Source organism: Streptomyces sp. NPDC002619 (genome assembly GCF_042889305.1).
Lineage (GTDB): Bacteria > Actinomycetota > Actinomycetes > Streptomycetales > Streptomycetaceae > Streptomyces.
Genome location: NZ_JBIAQV010000007.1, coordinates 145,958 through 163,242 on the forward strand (window position 1 = coordinate 145,958; position 17,285 = coordinate 163,242).

Below are 17,285 nucleotides of genomic sequence, written 5' to 3' on the forward strand. Positions count from 1 at the left end.
GCGGAACACGGGTCGAGGAACAGGGGCGGGCATGCACAGAGGTCTGGTGGCGGTGACGGTGCTGGCGGCCGTGACGGCGGTGGCGTGCGGCGACGGAGGCAGGCAGGACCTGGTGGTCGAGGGCACGCCCCCGGCCGCGCCGTACAGGGGTCCGCTGTACGTCCCGACCGAGTTCCGCGACGAGAACACCCCCGAGGCCGAACGCGCCGCGTCCGGCGCCGCCGGCCGGGCGCTGGAGTGCGACGGGGAGATCTACCAGGGCGACGGCCCCGACGGCTGGAGCAGGAGGGACGGCGGCGCCACACCCGAGGAGGGGCTGAACCTCTGGTTCGACATGTTCGAGCCGGGCCTCCCCGAACAGGGCTACCGCGTCGAGCGCGAGGAGGCGGACCGCGTGCTCTACTCCTACGACGTCGGCGGCCGGACCAAGGTGGCGGTCGTGGTCGCCAAGGACCAGAAGGAGCGCCCCGGTTGGGGTCCCGAGACCAGCGCCTCCTGCGACCCGGCCGAACTCCCGGCGAGCTTCACGAACCACCAGTCTTACGAGATCTGGACCGACCGGGCAGGCCGGCGGGCACCCGTCGCCGAGATCAGCAGCTACCCGGGCGCCGAGCACTGCGACTGGCAGCGGGCGCACTTCCTGCACCTGGGCCGTGGCCAGGACGAACGCAGCTACGCCCGCGACCCCGACGGCGTGCTCGACGCCGACGTCATGCTCACGGCCCCGTACGACGGCGACGTCCGTATGCCCGCGGGCGCCCACGACACCGGATACCGGTACGGGGAGCGGCAGTTGTGGCTGACCGACGACCGTTCGACGGCGTACGTCCGCACACACGACGGCGTCGAGGCCTGGCCGCTGGTGAAGCAGGGCCTGGGCTGCCGCTGACCGGTCACCGGCTGCGGTGCAGGGCGACCAGCAACTGCCAGACCTGGTCGGCGACTTCGTCGGACGTGCCCGCCAGCAGTCCGTGCAGCCAGTCGGCCAGGACCCCCGCGAACGTGGCGGCCACGGCCGAGGCGACCAGCGGGGCGTCCGCGGCGCCCGCCAGCTCGCGCTCGGCCAGACTGCGGGCCCGCAGGTCCCGGTGCAGAACCCGGCCGAGCGGCCCGCCCCCGCCCGGCGCGAGCAGGGCCCGGTAAAGGCCTGCGTGCGGGGTGAGGCCCGCGAAGAACTGGCGCAGCGCGGGCGGAGCGTGTACCGGATCGGGCCGCCCGCGCCAGGCGTGCAGGGCGTCCACGGCCTCCCGTACGACGTCCGCGCAGGCGTCGACGGCCAGCGCCTCCAGGCCGTCGTAGTGCACATAGAACGTGGCCCGGCCCACCCCGGCCCGGCGCACGAGCGCCGCGACGCCCACGTCCGCCAGCGGCCGCTCGGCGCACTCCTCGAGCAGGGCCGCGCGCAGCCGCGCTCTGGTGCGAGCGGCCCGCGGGTCCTCGGGCGCCGGACGGCTCACCGGGCCGCGAGGACGGCGACGAGGGCGAGCGCGCCGGGCAGCGCCTGCGCGAACAGGATGCGGCGGTTCGCGGTGAGCGCGCCGTACACACCTGCGACCACGACGCACGACAGGAAGAACACCTGGGCGCGAAATCCGGTCGGATCCGCGGCGATGAGACCCCACACCAGACCTGCCGCCAGGAAGCCGTTGTAGAGGCCCTGGTTGGCGGCCAGTCGGGCGGTCGCCCGGGCCAACTCCGGGTCGAAGCCGTGCAGCCCCCGGCCCGGCTTCTTCTCCCAGAGGAACATCTCCAGCAACAGGATGTACGCGTGCAGCGCGGCCACCAGCCCCACCAGCACGTTCGCCACGATTTCCATGACCGACGGACCCCTCCCCGCTTCTTGGACAGGTGTCCATCATAGCGAGACAGCTGTCTAGGAGGGTCGCCAAGTTTCCTTGTCAGCAAGGGGGTTTGTCGACTCTTGGGCTCCTCCCGGAGAGTGGCGGATCCCTCACGCTCGTGGACCCTCGAGTTTGATCTTTCAGGGGTCGTACCCGATAGGCTCCTGTGCGTCACCGCGAGTTGACGTGACCGCCTGAAGTCGGCTCGCCGTGCGTACTCATGAGTGCGGCCTTTGCACACCCCCCTTTCTTCAGTCGTGTCGCGTTCGAAGGATGCAGATGGAAGTCGCCACTCCGCCACCGGCGGCGCGGGCCCCTGTCGCCTGGTACAGCTGGTGGCTGATGCCACTGGGCTTAGCCGGCGGGACGGTTGCCGCCACGTTCATGAGCTCGGAGCGAATAACCGCCGTCGTCGCCGGCGCCGCCGCGACGGCCGCAAGTGCCGTGTGCGTACGGCTCCTTGTCCGCACGCGCAAGCAACTCGGCCGGGCGGAAGGCAACTTCCGCACCACCCAGGCCGAGCGCTCCCAGCAGTGGCAGCAGCACGTCTTGGGACTGGAACGGAAGTTCAGCGCGGAGCGCGCCGGCCTGGAGGCGCAGCTGACCGAGCACACGGACGCCTACGAGGCCCGGCTCGATGACCGGACGGCGTCGTACGAGGCCCAACTCGCCGAAAACTCCCGCGCGTACGAGGAACGACTCGCCGACCAGGCCACATCCTACGAGGCCCAGCTCGCCGACCAGGCCGAGGTCTGGCAGGGCCAGCTCGCACACCAGCGGGCCTCGGTCACCCGGCTCGCCGACGAGCAGCTGCCCGAGGCGCTGCGCCGGCTGCGCGAGGGCGACGGCATCGACGACCTGCTGCCCGCCCCGGACGACTCCGGGAAGGTCGGTCAGGAGGTCCAGGCCGATCTGCGCCGGATCCTGCGGACCTCGCTGATCGGCGTCGAGGAGGAGTTCAACCGCTCCACCTCCGCCGAGCAGTCCGTGATCAGCATCGGCAACCGGATCCACGTGCTCACCAGCAAGCTCCGCGGCCGGCTGCACGAGATGCAGGGCGCGCACGGGCGGCTGCCCGCCGTGGCCCAGGGCCTGATGGAACTCGACCAGGAGATCGGCCCCGCCGACTGTCTCGCCGCCAGCATCGGCGTGCTCGGCGGCTCGGACCGGCCCGGACGCCAGTGGCAGGAGCCGCAGCGGCTGCTGAGCGTGGTACGCGGCGGTATCGGCCGGATCAAGGACTTCCACCGGATCGAGGTACGGCACCTGCCCGAACTCGGCGTCGACGGCGGCCTGGTGGACCACCTCACGCTGATTTTCGCCCACCTCCTGGACAACGCGGCCCGCTACTCGCCGCCCACGGAGCCGGTGCTCGTCTCCGGCAAGGAGGTGCCGAACGGGGTCGGCATCGAGATCCAGGACTCCGGCAAGGGCCTGAGCGAGGAGAAGAAGCGCGAGGCGGAGCAGTCCCTCGCGGGCACCGCGGCCGGACCCGGCCTCGGCGGTATCTCGGAGGACGCCAACATCGGCCTGCGGGTCGTCGGCATCCTCGCCCGCCGCTACGGCATCCGCGTCACCTTCGCCGACTCGCCCTGGCTCGGCACCTCGGTGGTCGTCGTGGTCCCGCACAAGTACTTCAGCCCGCTGCCGACGGCCAGCGCGCCCCCTGCGTCGGCCCCCTCGGTGACCGAGGCCTCGGCCCCCGCGGCGACCGGCGGCCCGGTCGTCGCCGAAGCCCCGGCCGCGACCCCCGACGCCGAGGACACCACGCCCGGCGGACTGCCCCGGCGCCGCAGCAGGCGGCGCGAGGAGGACGAGCAGCCCCGGTCCGGAACGGCGCAGACCGGCAGCGTCTCGGCCGTCCCGCCCGACGAGTCCTTCGCGGGCCTCGCCGCCTTCGCCACCGCGGGCCGCGACACCGCCGCCACGCCGTCGGCCTCTGTCGGCCACCGCCCCGGCGAGCACGAGCCGTCGGCCGCCGGACGCGAATCCGCCGGGCCCGGTACGACGGACCGCCCACCGGAGTCCGCAGCGCACGCGCCCGACGACCGACCGTCCGACGCCGGCGAGTCCACCGAGCACCGCACGGAAGAGAGCGACTAGTCCACATGACGCAACAGGGAACCGACGTGAGCTGGGCGCTCCGCGATCTGGTGGAGAGCATCCCGGAGATCCGCTTCGCCCTCGTGGCCTCCAGCGACGGCAAGGCCATCACCTCCTTCGGCGCCGAGGACCCCGACGACGTGGACCGCTTCGCGGCCGTGGTGGCGGGCCTGCAGGCGCTGGCCCAGCCGGTCGCCGAGCAATTCCCCAAGTACGCGGGCCAGTTGCGGCTCGCGATGATCGAGGTCGACGGGGGCCATCTGTTCGTCGTCCGCGCGGGTGTCGAGACATATCTCGGCGTCCTCGCCCGCGAGGGCCTCGACCAGGGCCTGCTCGGACACCAGATGAGGGACCTGGCCCGCCGTATGGGCGAGCTCCTCGGCACCACTCCGCGCCTGGAGGAGCACTCTGGATGAGTGCTCCCCGCCGGCCCACGGACCCACCCCCAAGCTCTCGGCTTCGCTCGAGCAGGGGGGACCCCCAAGGTCTCGAGCGCTACTACGTCCTGACCAAGGGGCGCAGCGGACCGAGCGGGTCGGCGTCGAGCCTCGACGTGGCGACCCTCATCGTCTCCCGCACCGCCCCCGTACAGGGCATGCAGCACGAGCACGAGGAGATAGTCCGGCGCTGCCGCGATCCGCTGTCGGTGGCCGAACTCGGCGCCCACCTCGGGTTGCCCTTCAACATTCTCGCGGTGCTGCTGACGGATCTGCTGGACGCAGGCCGTGTCGAAGCCCGCGACCCCATCCCGGCACACCACGCCGGACGCGGGCCCGACCTCGCGCTCCTTCAGGAGGTACTCAGTGGACTTCAAAGGCTTTGACCATCCCGGCCGGCCGACCACGGGGGGCACCCGTTCGGTCAAGGTGATGATCGCCGGCGGGTTCGGCACCGGCAAGACGACCATGGTCCGCTCCGTCAGCGACATCAAGCCGCTCACCACCGAGGAGACCCTCACCCAGGCGAGCGCCGGCTCCGACCGTCTCATCGGCATCGCCGACAAGGCCGAGACCACCGTCAGCCTGGACTTCGGCAAGATCAGCATCAACGACACCCTGATGCTCTACCTGTTCGGGACGCCGGGCCAGGAGCGGTTCTGGTTCCTGTGGAACGGCCTGTTCAAGGGCGCGCTCGGCGCGGTCGTCCTGGTGGACACCCGCCGGCTGGCCTCCAGCTTCCGGGCGATCGAGGAGATGGAGCGGCAGAACGTCCCCTTCGTCGTCGCTCTGAACGTCTTCCCCGACTCCAAGGACTACCCGGTCGACGAGATCCGGGACGCCCTGGACATCTCCCCGCACATCCCGGTCGTGGCCTGCGACGCCCGCGACAGGGCCTCCAGCCGTGACGTACTCGTCGCGCTGATACGCCACTTGCAGGACCGTTCGGCCGTCGCGCTGGAGTCCCGATGAACGACCAGCCCCACGGCTACGACGCCCGGGGCGGCGGTTGCCCCGTCGCGCACGGCGCCGGTGTCACCCGGCTGTACGGCCCACAGGCCGCGACCGACCCGCACGGCATCTACGCACAACTGCGTGACCGGCACGGCTCCGTCGCCCCCATCCTGCTGGAGGGCGACATCCCCGCCTGGCTGGTGCTCGGCTACCGCGAGAACCGGCGCGTGCTGGACAACCCGCTGCAGTTCAGCCGGGATTCACGGATCTGGCGGGACTGGAAGGAGGGGCGGGTCGCCGACACCTCGCCCCTCATCCAGATGCTCGGCTGGCGCCCCGACTGCGTCTCCCAGGACGGCGAACCGCACCGCAGGCTGCGCGCCGCCGTCACCGACAACCTCCACGGGGTGACCGGCCGTGGCATCCGCCGCCATGTCACGCACTTCGCCAACAAGCAGATCGACGCCTTCGCCGACACCGGCCGCGCCGACCTGGTGACGGAGTTCGCCGACCATCTGCCGATGCTGGTCCTCACCCGGGTCGTGGGCCTGGCCGAGAGCGAGGGGCGCAGCCTGGCCGAGTCCAGCCACCAGGTCATGAAGGGCGGCGCGGACGCGCTCACGCACAACGAGAAGATCATGGCCGTACTCACGGAACTCGCCGCCCGCAAGCGCGCGGAACCGGGCTCCGACTTCGCCAGCGGACTCATCGAGCACCGCGCGGGCCTCGACCAGGACGAACTCGTCAACCATCTGCGCCTGGTGCTGATCACGGGCCACACCATGACCAGCAACCTGCTGGCCCGGGCGCTCCATCTGGTCCTCACGGACCCCGCCCTGCGCTCCGGTCTTGTCAGCGGGCAGCTCACCCTGTCCTCCGTGGTGGAGGAGGTCATGTGGAACACCCCGCCGCTCGCCGTGCTGCCGGGGCGGTTCGCCACCTCCGACCTGGAGCTCGGCGGCTGCCCGATCAAGGAGGGCGACCTGCTGGTCCTCGGTCTCGCGGCGGGCAATACGGACCCCGAGGTACGCCCGGACACCGAGGTCTCGGTCGCCGGCAACCAGTCGCACCTGGCCTTCAGCGCCGGACCGCACGAATGCCCGGGGCAGAACCTCGGCCAGGCCATCATCGAGACGGCCGTCGACGTCCTGCTGCACCGACTGCCGGGCCTGCGCCTGGCAGTGCCCCCGGAGGAACTCACCTCGACGGCCTCCACCTGGGAGTCACGGCTCGACAGCCTCCCCGTCGAGTTCGCGGCCTGAGTGGAGCCGTGCGGGGCCGCCGTCCCACCCGACGGCGGCGCCGCACCGCCAAGTTCAAACCGCGAGCAGGTCGTCCACCGAGCCGCGGCCGGCCCGTTCGGCCGTGGCCGCGGGGCCTTCCTTGGCCGCCGCGTAGCGGCCGGTGGTCAGGGCCCATTCGTAGTTGCCGTTGATCCAGTGCCGGATGGCCTCCACTCCCAGGGCCACCCGGGACCGCTCGCTCTCGTCGAGGACCAACTCGTCGCACATCCGGGGGACTTGCGCCTCAAGCGTGATGTACTCCTCCAGACAGTCCGTCGTCATCCGGTACGCCTCGTCGGCCGCCTCCTGCCAGGAGCCGCGCCGCTCCCGCTGCAGGACGCATATCAGGTTGTGACCGTCTCCCCGGCGCCGCTCGCGCTCGAAGGAGTGGATGTCGTTCATGAACCCGATGGTGTCGGCGGCCAGATCACGCATCCGTTCCATCAGCGGATGCGCCTGTACCTGCGCGGGCACCTCGAAGCGGCGGCTGCGCTCGCCCGCGTCGATGCTGTGGTGGATGCCGACCGTACGGCGGCGGAAGGCGGCGTACTCGTCGAGGTTCAGCGTCCCGGCCAGCCCCCGGGCCGCCAGGTCCACCTCCTCGCAGTGCGCCACCAGGAACCGCCCCCAGGAGGCCGCGAACCGCGTCTGCCAGGTCAGGGACATGCCATCCGAGAGGCGTTCCCAGACCTCAGCCCATGCCACCGTGATCGGGCAGACCACCCGGGGACGGCTGCCGGCCGGGCGCAGCGGTGTCACGATCAGCTCGCGCGCTACCTCCGCGATCCGGTCGGCGCGGTCCGGCTGGTTGGCGTCGAACTGGTCGTCGAAGAGGAAGGCCAGCGAGAACCAGTTCATCAGGACGACCATGTCGTCCGCCGAGGCGTACGGGTAGGTGCGGGCGGCGGCCTGCGGCAGGTCCCAGGACCGGTACTCCTCGAACCCGGCCTGGCTGCGTACCAGGCCCATGTCCCAGATCCAGCGCAGATGCCGCGCCCGCGCTAACTCCAGATGCTCACTGACGGGTGTGTCGAAGGGCAGGTCGAAAGTGACGTCCTGAGGCATGTGTGTCCTTTCGGGAGACGGAACGCAGAGTCCCCCGGCCCTGCGAGCGGGCGGCAGGGTCACCGCCGGCGCACTCGAACTGCGCTTCGTGGCAAGCAAGTTGACCATGAAGTGCTACGAGGCTGCCCCGAGCCTAAATGATCTACACCGTGCCCTGTCCGTGACGTGTGTTACTGCTGATGCCTCATGAGCCGCGTACGCTCTCGCGCCCTTGTTCACAGGGGCCGAGCCCGCCCGTGAAGAGCGGATCGGGCGGTGACTGTCACACCGGACGCCGCCCCGACGTCATACCCACGACACCGCTCACGAGGAGGCCGTACGACGATGAACCAGCCGCCCGCCCGCACCGCCCAGCAGCGCAGACAGGACACCCTCCGGCGGCTCCGGGACGACGAGGACGTCTGGGTCGCCACCGCGGCCGCCGAGGGGGGAGCGCCGTACCTCGTGCCGCTGTCCTTCGTGTGGGACGGCTCGACCCTGCTGCTCGCCACGCCCGCCGCGAGCCCCACCGGCCGTAACCTCACGGCGACCCGCACCGCGCGCCTCGGCATCGGACCGACTCGGGACGTGGTGATGGTCGAAGGCGACGCCGAGCCGCTGACCCTCGCCGAACTCCCGGACGCGGAGGCCGACCGCTTCGCCGCGGAGACCGGCTTCGACCCGCGCCGCATGGAGGCCCGTTACCTGTACTTCCGGATCCGCCCGCGGCGCATCCAGGCCTGGCGGGAGGCCAACGAGATCGCGGGCCGCGACCTGATGCGCGACGGGAAGTGGCTCGTGGACTGACCGGGGCCGGGGCGAGGGGCAGGAAAGGGCCCCGCCGCGACGGGGGAGCGCGGCGGGGCCTGACGCACGGGTGCCCGGGCCGAAGACCGTTCATGCGTTCCGGGAACGGAATTTTCCGGAACACACGGATCCCCGGCCTGAATCAGCTCCCGGCGACCGGTTCGAGGACGAACACCGGGATCTCCCGGGACGTCTTCTCCTGGTACTCGGCATAGGGCGGGAAAGCGGCGACGGCCCGCTCCCACCACTGGGCCTTCTCCTCACCGGTGACCTCACGGGCGGTCATATCCTGCTTGACCGGCCCGTCCTGGAGCTCCACATGCGGCTCGGACCTGATGTTGAAGTACCAGACCGGATGCTTGGGCGCGCCGCCCAGCGAGGCCACCACGGCGTACGTGCCCTCGTGCTCCACCCGCATCAGCGGGGTCTTGCGGATCTTCCCACTCTTGGCGCCCAGGGTGGTCAGCAGGATCACGGGCAGTCCCGTGTCCAGGAGAGTCGTCCCCTTGGTGCCGCCGGAGCTCTCGTACAACTCGACCTGCTCCTGCACCCACTGGGCCGGACTGGGCTCGTACTCGCCCTCAAGAGGCATTGCTGTTCGTCCCCTCGTCGGAACACGGCTGTCTGACATCGTGATTCAACACCCGGCCGCGCGTGATTCATCCGTACCGCGCCGTCACAGGGGCGACAGCGCCATCCGTACGGCGAGCGCGAGCATGACACCGCTGGACAGCAGTGCCGTCACCAGCCGCCCCCGCCGCCCGGTCAGCGCGCGGCCGAGCAGCGCCCCGCCGCCGGCGAGCAGCAGCTGCCAGCTCGCGGAGGCCGCGAAGGCCGCCAGCACGAACACGGCCTCCTCCACGGGGCGGACCGCGTCGGAGGTGCGGGTACCGAGCACCAGCGCGGCGAAGTAGATCATAGTGGTGGGGTTGAGGAGGGTGATCCCGAGGAAGCCGAGATATGCCCTCGCGGGGCCCGGCACCGGCCGGTCGGGGCGGGTGCCGGGCCGGGGCTCGCGGTAGTGGCGCAGGGCGGAGACCGTGCCCAGCACTGCCAGTGCCACCAGCACCAGGGCCGACGCCCAGCGCAGGGGGCCGAGCAGCGGGCGCAGCGCCGCCGCGACGGCGGAGCCGCCGACCGTGGCCAGCAGGGCGTAGAGGCCGTCGGCGCTGGCGATGCCGAGCGCGGCGCAGGCCCCGGTCCGCAGGGACGTACGAGCGGTGAGGGAGACGAGATAGGTTCCGACGGCACCGACGGGTATCGCGATGCCGTAGCCGGCGATCAGGCCGGCGACGAGCGCGGCCGTCACGGGCGCGAGGAACCGGTCCTCGGTGGACGGCCGGGCTGCTGCAGGTCCGGCACCCGGCGAACGGCGGCGGACGTGGGCGGCAGGTAGGCTTCACAGGAGGACATACGCCGCATCCTGCGGCCCGCAGCTTGGCAATGGCAACCGAATTTCGGCGCGAATCCACGGCCGGACGTGTGAAGACGGGCCAGATCGGGCGGATCACCCATCTGGCCGAACTTGACGTCGCCCCCTGGGTGCCTGGGGCATCTAATGAAGATCGACACGACGTACTCGCACTCTTCGTCTGCGAGGTCTTCCATGACGGAACTGACGGACCCGACGGGCCTGACGCAACGCACCGCCCCGACGGAATCCACTGCCCCGACGGGGTCGGACGAGCCCGTCCGCTTCCCGCAGAGCCGCACCTGCCCCTACCACCCGCCGACCGCCTACGCCCCGCTGCGCGAGAGGCGCCCGCTGGCCCGCGGCACCCTCTTCGACGGCCGCCAGGTCTGGGTGGTCACCGGCCACTCCACCGCCCGTGCGCTGCTCGTCGACCCCCGGCTGTCCACCGACCGTACCCGCCCCGGCTTCCCCGCCCCCACGGCGCGCTTCGCCGCGATCCAGGACCGCCGCCGGGCCGCTCTGCTCGGCGTCGACGACCCCGAGCACCGGACCCAGCGCCGGATGATGATCCCCTCGTTCACCGTCAGACGAGCCGCGGAGCTGCGCCCCGACATCCAGCGGATCGTCGACGGGCAGTTGGACGCGATGATCGCGCAGGGCCCGCCCGCCGAGCTGGTGAGCGCCTTCGCCCTGCCCGTGCCGTCCATGGTGATCTGCGCTCTGCTCGGCGTTCCCTACGCCGACCACGAGTTCTTCGAGGAGCAGTCACGTCGGCTTCTGCGCGGTCCCGAGGCCGCCGACACCCTCGACGCCCGCGACCGGCTGGAGGACTACCTGGGCGGGCTGATCGACCGCAGGAGCGCACGGCCGGAATCCGGCGACGGCATCCTCGACGAACTCGTCCGCCGACACCTGCGCGACGGCACGCCGGACCGCGCAGAACTGGTCTCCCTGGCCGTCATCCTGCTCGTCGCGGGCCACGAGACGACCGCCAACATGATCTCCCTCGGCACGTACACGCTGCTCCAGCACCCCGAACGGCTCGCCGAAGTCCGCGCCGACCCCGCACTGCTGCCCGACGCCGTCGAGGAGCTGATGCGGATGCTGTCCATCGCGGACGGGCTGCTGCGCCAGGCCACCGAGGACATCGAGGTGGACGGCACCACGATCCGGGCCGGGGAAGGGGTGCTCTTCTCGACCTCGGTGATCAACCGCGACGCGTCCGTCTACCAGGAGCCCGATGACCTCGACTGGCACCGCCCCGCCCGCCACCACGTCGCGTTCGGCTTCGGCATCCACCAGTGCCTGGGCCAGAACCTGGCCCGCGCCGAGATGGAGATCGCCCTCGGCTCCCTCCTCGAGCGGCTGCCCACGCTCCGGCTGGCCGCCCCGCCCGAGGAGATCCCCTTCAAACCGGGCGACACGATCCAGGGGATGCTGGAACTCCCCGTCAGCTGGTAAGAGGCTTCCTCCCATGCACATCGAGATCGAGATCGACAGGGACCTCTGCATCGGCGCGGGTCAGTGCGCACTGACCGCCCCGAACGTCTTCACTCAGGACGACGACGGCTACAGCACGCTGCTCCCCGGCCGGGAGGACGGCGCCGGCGACCCGCTGGTCCGGGAGGCGGCCCGCGCCTGCCCGGTCAGCGCGATCAACGTGAAGGAGACCGAGACCGCGGCCTGATGTCAGCCCGCCGCTGCCAGCAGCACCTCCGCCGCCGCCCGGGCCTGCCCCGCCAGGTGCCGGGCGTGCGCGTGCCGGGACAGGAGCGTGATGAACGCCGTCGCGTCGGCGGCGGTCAGCAGATGCCGTGAGCGCGTGTAGCTGTCGTAGTTGTCCGGCTCGATGGCGTCGAAGCCCTTGTCCGCGCAGCCGTCGATCCAGCGGTTCACGCGCTCCGCGACGCGCTCGCGCTTGGCCGGGGTGCCGATGTCGAGCAGCGCCTCGTTCCAGTCCTCGTCCACGACGACGTTCCCGTGCGCGTCGCGCAGCAGCAGGTCGGCGGGCCAGGAGGCGTCCTCGTCCGGCTGGGCCTGGAAGGCGTTGACGTAGCAGACGTTGTAGAGCCCGGGGGCCGGGGAAGCCGTACGGTCCCGGCTGACGATCCGCACGCCGGAGGGCGGCGGGTAGGCGCCGCCGATCTGGTAGTCGAAACCGGCGTGGCGGGGCGGCAGGCGCACCTCGGTCGCGGTCCGGGCGGGCTTCGGCGCGTTCTCCTGCGGACCGCCGGAGGAACCGCATCCGGTGAGCGCGAGGACCATGGCCACAGCGGTGGCAGCGAAGGCCGGTGTGAGTCCTCGTGGCACGCCCAAGATCAAAGCGTCCCCGCGCAGCCCCGTCAACCGGGGCCCGTGCGACGTACGCTCCCAGTGGTAACCGACGCGAAGGAGCGGCAACGATGCAGTACGTGAAGCTCGGTTCGACGGGCCTGGACGTGTCGCGGGTCTGTCTGGGCTGCATGACCTACGGCGAACCGGACCGCGGTGTCCATGAGTGGACCCTCGGCGAGGAGGCGTCCCGCCCGCTGATCCGGCAGGCGCTGGAGGCGGGCATCAACTTCTTCGACACGGCCAACGTCTACTCCGACGGCACCAGCGAGGAGATCGTGGGCAGGGCGCTGCGCGACTTCGCCCGGCGCGACGAGTACGTCCTCGCCACCAAGGTGCACGGCAGGATGCGGCCGGGGCCGAACGGCGGCGGGCTGTCCCGCAAGGCGATCATGTCCGAGATCGACCACAGCCTCAGCCGTCTGGGCACCGACTACGTCGACCTCTACCAGATCCACCGCTACGACCACGAGACTCCGATCGAGGAGACGATGGAGGCGCTGCACGACCTGGTCAAGGCCGGCAAGACGCGCTATATCGGGGCGAGTTCGATGTACGCCTGGGAGTTCTCCAAGGCCCAGTACACGGCCGAACGGCACGGCTGGACCAGGTTCGTGTCCATGCAGAACCACTACAACCTCCTCTACCGCGAGGAGGAGCGGGAGATGCTGCCGCTGTGCGCGGACCAGGGCGTGGGTGTGCTGCCCTGGAGCCCGCTCGCCCGCGGCCGCCTCACCCGCGACTGGGGCACCGTCACCGGGCGCAGCGCCAACGACGACTTCGGCAGCCGCCTGTACATGGAGGGCGACCGCTCCATCGTCGAGGCCGTCTCCCGGATCGCCGGCGAGCGTGGCGTGCCGCGCGCCCAGGTCGCGCTGGCCTGGCTGCTGCACCAGGACACGGTGACCGCGCCGATCGTCGGCGCCGCCAAGTCGCAGCACCTCGAGGACGCGGTGGCCGCCGTCGAACTCGACCTCAGCGACAAGGAGATCGAGGAGTTGGAGCAGGCCTACACGCCGCGAGCGATCAGCGGTCACTGAAGCGCGCCGAAGGGGCGCGGGGCAGTATCGACGTGCGGCTCCGCCGTGTGGGCGCGATCAGCCACAACGGACCCGCACCCGATTCACGGCCCGACCCGCAGAGCAATCAGTGCGGTCCGTGCGGAGCGAACTCCGTGCCGCACGGACCCGCGCCCTCGCTCTCCGGGAGCGGGACCCGGGCGCCGGACATGGACAGCGTCCGGTAGTGACGGCCGACGCGCTCGGCCGAGCGGCCCACGTAGTGCGCGATGAAGGAACGGCGGAAGCGGTCCGTGGTGCGATTGGGCTGCGAGCCGTGCACCAGGCTGCCGTTGAAGAACAGGACGTCGCCCGGCTCCATGTCCACGGGTACGGCGCTCAGGCCGGGCGGCGGCGGCACGAACTCCCGGGCGAACGACAGCCGTTCGTCCGCCTCCTCCGGGCAGAACAGATCCATCCGGTGCGTGCCGGGGACGACCTCGAGACCGCCGTTGTCCCGGTCGATCACATCACAGGCCAGCCACGCGGCCACACAGGTGCCCGGCTCCACCCGCAGATAGAAGTTGTCCTGGTGCAGCGCCTGGCCGCGGGCCCCCGGCGGCTTGAAGTAGAACATGCTCTGCGCGGCCAGGACCTCCTCACCGAGCAACACCTCCAGGATCGACCGCAGCCGCCCGTCCAGGAGGACGTCCCGGGCGAGCGCGTTGATCTCGTGCGGGTGCATCACCCGCGGATGCGTCTGCAGCGGATCGGCCGGGCTGTCTACCGCGGATACCCGGGGCTCAAAGTGCCCGGGCACCGGACCGGCCGAGCGCAGCGCCGCGAACTCGGCACACAGACGGTCGGTCTCGTCCCGGCCGAACAGTCCGCGTACGACCGTGAAGCCCTGCTCCTCGAACTCCCCGGCCCGCCGTCGCAGCGGCTCGGGCAGGATGGGGGCGCCGGCGGCGCCGCTGTCCGTGGCTGTCATCCGTCCACTCCTCGGTCCGGTGTCCTCGCCCTTTCACGCTAGGCCGACGCCCGCGACCGGAGGATGCCCATGACCCCTGCGGAATTGCCCGAGACTGCCGCACCCGGCGATCCCTCACCGCCGCCGGGCCTCGTGGTGGTCGGCCGCTACGACCGCGACCCGGGCTACAGCGTCGACCGGCCCGCAGGTGCCGACAGCTGGCTGCTCACCTGGACCACGAGCGGACGCGGCCTGGTCCGTCAGGGCACGGCCGAGGCGTACGCCGGTGAGGGCGACCTGGTCGTGCTCGCGCCCGGTGTCCGCCACCGCTACGCGGTCGCGCCGGGTGCCCGGCACTGGGGCTTCTGGTGGGCGCACTGCCAGGCGCGTCCGGCCTGGGCGGCCTGGCTGCGGCCGTACGCAGTCGCCGACGGGCTGTACGCCGTCACCCCCGTTCCCGGCGCCCTGCACGACCGGATCGGCACGGTGTTCCGGCGCATGCTCGCTGACGCCCGCTGGATCGGTACCGGAGCACCGCCACCGGCCGGACTCGCGGACGGCGACCCGGTGGCCGTCGCCCACGGCAGCGCAGCGCGGGAGCTGGCCCTGTGCGCGCTGGAGGAGATCGTGCTGCTCACCGCCGCCGCGGCGCACGAGCCGGCCCCGCTGCCGGGCGTCGACGCGCGCGTGCGCCGAGCGGAGGAACTGATCGCCGCCGACCCGGGCGCCCCGCACACCGTCGGTTCGCTCGCCGCGGCCGTCGCCCTGTCGCCCTCCCGTTTCGCACACCTCTTCGCCCGGCAGACCGGCCGCTCGCCGATGCGTGCCGTGCGCGAGGCCCGGCTGCGTCATGCCGCCCGCCTTCTCGAAAACACCGACCTTACCGTCGAGCGGGTGGCCGCGGCGTCGGGATTTCCCAGTCCGTTCCACTTCAACCGGGTGTTCCGCGAGCGCTGGGGCGTTCCGCCGGGCGCATACCGGTCCCGGGTCAGGAACGGGCCGTAATGGGGATGTCGATACGGCGACAACCGACAAAAGCCCGCTCTTGACATTTCGTCAATTCGAGCGGCTGACCGAGTATTACGAAAAGTTTCGGGATCCCTTGTTGTGGCGTGCTGGCCTGTGCAAAGGTGAGCACTGTTCGCGTGCAGACAATTACTCCCCGACTTCTGCAGGCGCGTGGCCGCTCCCCGTACGCCCCCCACGCTTCAAAAGAGCTGCCGTAGGCGGACGTTCGAGTTGTCGCATACCTCTGGTACGGACTGATTTCCGCGTTGCGTCTGGGAGGAATGCAGCCGTGAATGACGCAGGCCTGTCGAATTCCCCGGGCTCCGCTCGACCGTTCGACATCACGGACGAGCAGCTGAGTGCTGAACTGAAGAAGTGGACCGGGGCGACACCCGCGCTGCACCCCGTGGGTGAACTCCTCGACCGGCACTGGGAAGCGGCCTTCGCCTATGCCCGGCTGTGCACCGACGGACCGCGCGCCGCCGGAATGCTCACCACGGCCGCATTCACGCGGCTCTTCGGCGAATCGCTCCGACAGGCGGGCCCGACCTCCGCGTGGCGCCCCCATCTGCTCGTCACCGTCCGGCGCATCGCGGCGGAATGGGACAACGACGGACGCCAGGAACTGCTCCACCCGCAACTGCGCTTCGGCACGAGACCCGGGGACCGCGCCGGTGCCCGGCTGCTGCCGCCGGCGGACCGGCGCCTGCTGTCCCGGGCGTTCCAGCGGCTGACCCAGTCCTCCCGCGCCGTGCTGTGGCACACCGAGGTCGAGGCCGAACCCCTCGCCGTACCGGCCGCCCTGCTGGGCCTCGACGCGGACGGCGTCCGTGTCGAACTGCACCGCGCCCGCGCCCGGTTGCGCGAGGAGTGCCTCCAGGTCCACCGCGAACTGGCCGCCGAGGACGAGTGCCTGCGCTACATCCGCATGCTCGACGTCACCTTCCGGCGCGGCGGGGCCCACGTCGACCCGGATCTCCAGCAGCACCTGAACCGCTGCACGCACTGCCGCAACACCGCCGACCAGCTGAACCGCTTCAACGCCGGTCTCGGACTCGCTCTGGCCGAGGCGGTCCTCGGCTGGGGCGCCCAGGCCTACACGGAGTCCCGGGCGGGGGCGGCCGAGGAGCCCGCCGGGCCGGAGCCCATCCGGACCGCACCCATGGCTCCGGCCGGCGGGGAGGCCTTCGCGGCGCCGACGCTGCCCCGCCCGCGTACCGGCGGGCGTCGCTCCGCGCACCGGGCCGCCCGCCGGGTCCGCCGCCGCAACCTGGCGCTGGCCGTGGCGACCGTGAGCGGCCTGGTCGTGCTGCCGCTGGTGCTGTGGGCCGTCCTCGGCTCCGGCGACGGTGGTGGCCCCGCCCCCGACGGAAGGCCTGCAGCCACGCCGGGCTCCGGCTCCTCGAAGTCCGGCCCGTCCTGGGCCGGCGCCGACGGGCCCTCCCAGGGGGTCCTGCGCGGACGGCTGCACAACCTCGGCTCCGGGCTGTGCGTCGACGTGGTCGGGGGCAAGGCGGTGAAGGGCGCGGAGAGCGCACTCGCCAAGTGCTCCACCGGCGCGAGCCAGCAGTGGACGTACGAAACCGACGGACGCCTGCGCAGCACCGCCGCCCCCGACCTGTGCCTGGACTCGCACCTCGGCTACTCGGTCCAACTGGCCCCGTGCACCAGCGCGTCCGCGAAGAGCGGCAAGAACGTGCGCTACGACTTCACCCTCCAGGGCGCCCTCGTACCGCGCTGGAACCAGGATCTGGCCCTCACCCCCGCCGCCACCGACGGCGCGGGCGCCCTCGTCCTCAAGAACCGCGCCGACACGGCCACCCAGCGCTGGGTCGTCGACACCTCCAAGCCCGACCTCCAGATGGAGGTGGTCAACTGGGACACCGACACCCCGCCCGCGCCCCGCCCCTCCGCCAGCCCCACCCCGAAGACGACCCCGACACCGTCACCGACTCCCTCGGTGACCACGCCGACCCCGTCGGACACCTGGCCCTCCGACCCCTGCGACGCCTACCCCGACTACTGCTACGGGGACGGGAGGAACGGCGGCTGGGGCTACGGCGGCACAGGGGGCGGCCGACACGGTCACTGAGGC

General features: G+C 71.7%; 18 protein-coding genes and 1 pseudogene. 12 read left to right on the top strand and 7 right to left on the bottom strand.

Features of this window, described 5'->3' with window-relative positions; translation table 11 throughout:
- Positions 1-31: 31 nt before the first annotated feature.
- Positions 32-889: a hypothetical protein gene (locus tag ACFYXB_RS14985; protein WP_389581827.1), complete on the top strand. Its 858-nt coding sequence runs from the start codon at positions 32-34 to the stop codon at positions 887-889.
- 4 nt (positions 890-893) lie between these two features.
- Here the strand turns inward: ACFYXB_RS14985 and ACFYXB_RS14990 are convergent, their stop codons facing one another.
- Positions 894-1,457 (bottom strand): TetR/AcrR family transcriptional regulator, encoded by a 564-nt coding sequence (locus ACFYXB_RS14990; protein ID WP_389581830.1) that lies wholly within the window; start codon positions 1,455-1,457, stop codon positions 894-896.
- A complete protein-coding gene (locus ACFYXB_RS14995; protein ID WP_389581833.1) occupies positions 1,454-1,816 on the bottom strand; it encodes a DUF1304 domain-containing protein in 363 nt (120 codons plus the stop codon). The genes ACFYXB_RS14990 and ACFYXB_RS14995 overlap by 4 nt, the downstream gene beginning before the upstream one ends.
- Before the next feature lie 304 nt (positions 1,817-2,120).
- On the opposite strand from ACFYXB_RS14995, the gene ACFYXB_RS15000 reads away from it, so the two are divergent.
- From ACFYXB_RS15000 to ACFYXB_RS15020, 5 genes are read left to right on the top strand one after another with little or no spacing between them, the layout of a single operon-like run.
- Positions 2,121-3,944, top strand: a complete 1,824-nt coding sequence (locus ACFYXB_RS15000; RefSeq protein ID WP_389581836.1) for an ATP-binding protein — start codon at positions 2,121-2,123, stop codon at positions 3,942-3,944.
- A 5-nt stretch (positions 3,945-3,949) separates the two neighbouring features.
- Entirely contained in the window at positions 3,950-4,360 is a 411-nt protein-coding gene (locus ACFYXB_RS15005) for a roadblock/LC7 domain-containing protein (RefSeq protein ID WP_030043913.1), read from the top strand.
- The gene (locus ACFYXB_RS15010) at positions 4,357-4,767 is read left to right on the top strand and encodes a DUF742 domain-containing protein (protein WP_389581840.1); all 411 of its coding nucleotides are present in this window, start codon (positions 4,357-4,359) and stop codon (positions 4,765-4,767) included. Before ACFYXB_RS15005 ends, ACFYXB_RS15010 begins: the two co-directional genes overlap by 4 nt.
- Positions 4,748-5,353, top strand: a complete 606-nt coding sequence (locus tag ACFYXB_RS15015) for an ATP/GTP-binding protein (protein WP_389581842.1) — start codon at positions 4,748-4,750, stop codon at positions 5,351-5,353. Before ACFYXB_RS15010 ends, ACFYXB_RS15015 begins: the two co-directional genes overlap by 20 nt.
- Positions 5,350-6,597 (top strand): cytochrome P450, encoded by a 1,248-nt coding sequence (locus ACFYXB_RS15020; RefSeq protein ID WP_389581845.1) that lies wholly within the window; start codon positions 5,350-5,352, stop codon positions 6,595-6,597. The genes ACFYXB_RS15015 and ACFYXB_RS15020 overlap by 4 nt, the downstream gene beginning before the upstream one ends.
- A gap of 54 nt (positions 6,598-6,651) precedes the next feature.
- Here the strand turns inward: ACFYXB_RS15020 and ACFYXB_RS15025 are convergent, their stop codons facing one another.
- A complete protein-coding gene (locus ACFYXB_RS15025) occupies positions 6,652-7,683 on the bottom strand; it encodes a 7-epi-alpha-eudesmol synthase (protein ID WP_389581847.1) in 1,032 nt (343 codons plus the stop codon).
- Between the two features lie 324 nt (positions 7,684-8,007).
- Here ACFYXB_RS15025 and ACFYXB_RS15030 point away from each other — a divergent pair, with 324 nt between their 5' ends.
- The gene (locus tag ACFYXB_RS15030; RefSeq protein WP_389581850.1) at positions 8,008-8,469 is read left to right on the top strand and encodes a pyridoxamine 5'-phosphate oxidase family protein; all 462 of its coding nucleotides are present in this window, start codon (positions 8,008-8,010) and stop codon (positions 8,467-8,469) included.
- A gap of 142 nt (positions 8,470-8,611) precedes the next feature.
- On the opposite strand, the gene ACFYXB_RS15035 is transcribed toward ACFYXB_RS15030, so the two are convergent.
- Both ACFYXB_RS15035 and ACFYXB_RS15040 read right to left on the bottom strand, forming a co-directional pair.
- Positions 8,612-9,061, bottom strand: coding sequence for a nitroreductase family deazaflavin-dependent oxidoreductase (locus ACFYXB_RS15035; protein WP_389581853.1), 450 nt, complete (start codon positions 9,059-9,061; stop codon positions 8,612-8,614).
- An 84-nt stretch (positions 9,062-9,145) separates the two neighbouring features.
- Positions 9,146-9,778 (bottom strand): LysE family transporter, encoded by a 633-nt coding sequence (locus ACFYXB_RS15040; RefSeq protein ID WP_389581856.1) that lies wholly within the window; start codon positions 9,776-9,778, stop codon positions 9,146-9,148.
- A 297-nt stretch (positions 9,779-10,075) separates the two neighbouring features.
- On the opposite strand from ACFYXB_RS15040, the gene ACFYXB_RS15045 reads away from it, so the two are divergent.
- Positions 10,076-11,344 (top strand): cytochrome P450, encoded by a 1,269-nt coding sequence (locus tag ACFYXB_RS15045; protein ID WP_389581858.1) that lies wholly within the window; start codon positions 10,076-10,078, stop codon positions 11,342-11,344.
- Positions 11,345-11,363: 19 nt separating this feature from the next.
- Complete coding sequence (locus ACFYXB_RS15050) at positions 11,364-11,570, top strand: ferredoxin (RefSeq protein ID WP_389582109.1); 207 nt, start codon at positions 11,364-11,366, stop codon at positions 11,568-11,570.
- A gap of 23 nt (positions 11,571-11,593) precedes the next feature.
- On the opposite strand, the pseudogene ACFYXB_RS15055 reads toward ACFYXB_RS15050, so the two are convergent.
- A pseudogene (locus ACFYXB_RS15055) lies at positions 11,594-12,148 on the bottom strand (endo alpha-1,4 polygalactosaminidase); the annotation flags it as partial.
- A 137-nt stretch (positions 12,149-12,285) separates the two neighbouring features.
- Between ACFYXB_RS15055 and ACFYXB_RS15060 the strand changes: the two are divergent.
- Positions 12,286-13,254 carry an aldo/keto reductase gene (locus tag ACFYXB_RS15060; RefSeq protein WP_389581861.1) on the top strand — a complete coding sequence of 323 codons (969 nt, stop codon included), beginning with the start codon at positions 12,286-12,288 and terminating at the stop codon, positions 13,252-13,254.
- Between the two features lie 106 nt (positions 13,255-13,360).
- On the opposite strand, the gene ACFYXB_RS15065 is transcribed toward ACFYXB_RS15060, so the two are convergent.
- Positions 13,361-14,203, bottom strand: coding sequence for a phytanoyl-CoA dioxygenase family protein (locus ACFYXB_RS15065; RefSeq protein WP_389581864.1), 843 nt, complete (start codon positions 14,201-14,203; stop codon positions 13,361-13,363).
- Positions 14,204-14,272: 69 nt separating this feature from the next.
- On the opposite strand from ACFYXB_RS15065, the gene ACFYXB_RS15070 reads away from it, so the two are divergent.
- Both ACFYXB_RS15070 and ACFYXB_RS15075 read left to right on the top strand, forming a co-directional pair.
- Positions 14,273-15,187 (top strand): helix-turn-helix domain-containing protein, encoded by a 915-nt coding sequence (locus tag ACFYXB_RS15070; protein ID WP_389581866.1) that lies wholly within the window; start codon positions 14,273-14,275, stop codon positions 15,185-15,187.
- A gap of 292 nt (positions 15,188-15,479) precedes the next feature.
- Positions 15,480-17,282, top strand: a complete 1,803-nt coding sequence (locus tag ACFYXB_RS15075; RefSeq protein WP_389581869.1) for a ricin-type beta-trefoil lectin domain protein — start codon at positions 15,480-15,482, stop codon at positions 17,280-17,282.
- Positions 17,283-17,285 lie beyond the last annotated feature (3 nt).

Excerpts from the sequence above, each read along its gene's own strand:
- ACFYXB_RS15005 (WP_030043913.1), top strand. The coding sequence starts at position 3,950 with ATGACGCAACAGGGAACCGACGTGAGCTGGGCGCTCCGCGATCTGGTG.
- ACFYXB_RS15065 (WP_389581864.1), bottom strand. The coding sequence starts at position 14,203 with ATGACAGCCACGGACAGCGGCGCCGCCGGCGCCCCCATCCTGCCCGAG.
- ACFYXB_RS14985 (WP_389581827.1), top strand. The coding sequence starts at position 32 with ATGCACAGAGGTCTGGTGGCGGTGACGGTGCTGGCGGCCGTGACGGCG.
- ACFYXB_RS15045 (WP_389581858.1), top strand. The coding sequence starts at position 10,076 with ATGACGGAACTGACGGACCCGACGGGCCTGACGCAACGCACCGCCCCG.
- ACFYXB_RS15035 (WP_389581853.1), bottom strand. The coding sequence starts at position 9,061 with ATGCCTCTTGAGGGCGAGTACGAGCCCAGTCCGGCCCAGTGGGTGCAG.
- ACFYXB_RS14995 (WP_389581833.1), bottom strand. The coding sequence starts at position 1,816 with ATGGAAATCGTGGCGAACGTGCTGGTGGGGCTGGTGGCCGCGCTGCAC.
- ACFYXB_RS15020 (WP_389581845.1), top strand. The coding sequence starts at position 5,350 with ATGAACGACCAGCCCCACGGCTACGACGCCCGGGGCGGCGGTTGCCCC.
- ACFYXB_RS15060 (WP_389581861.1), top strand. The coding sequence starts at position 12,286 with ATGCAGTACGTGAAGCTCGGTTCGACGGGCCTGGACGTGTCGCGGGTC.
- ACFYXB_RS15030 (WP_389581850.1), top strand. The coding sequence starts at position 8,008 with ATGAACCAGCCGCCCGCCCGCACCGCCCAGCAGCGCAGACAGGACACC.
- ACFYXB_RS15010 (WP_389581840.1), top strand. The coding sequence starts at position 4,357 with ATGAGTGCTCCCCGCCGGCCCACGGACCCACCCCCAAGCTCTCGGCTT.
- ACFYXB_RS15025 (WP_389581847.1), bottom strand. The coding sequence starts at position 7,683 with ATGCCTCAGGACGTCACTTTCGACCTGCCCTTCGACACACCCGTCAGT.
- ACFYXB_RS15000 (WP_389581836.1), top strand. The coding sequence starts at position 2,121 with ATGGAAGTCGCCACTCCGCCACCGGCGGCGCGGGCCCCTGTCGCCTGG.
- ACFYXB_RS15070 (WP_389581866.1), top strand. The coding sequence starts at position 14,273 with ATGACCCCTGCGGAATTGCCCGAGACTGCCGCACCCGGCGATCCCTCA.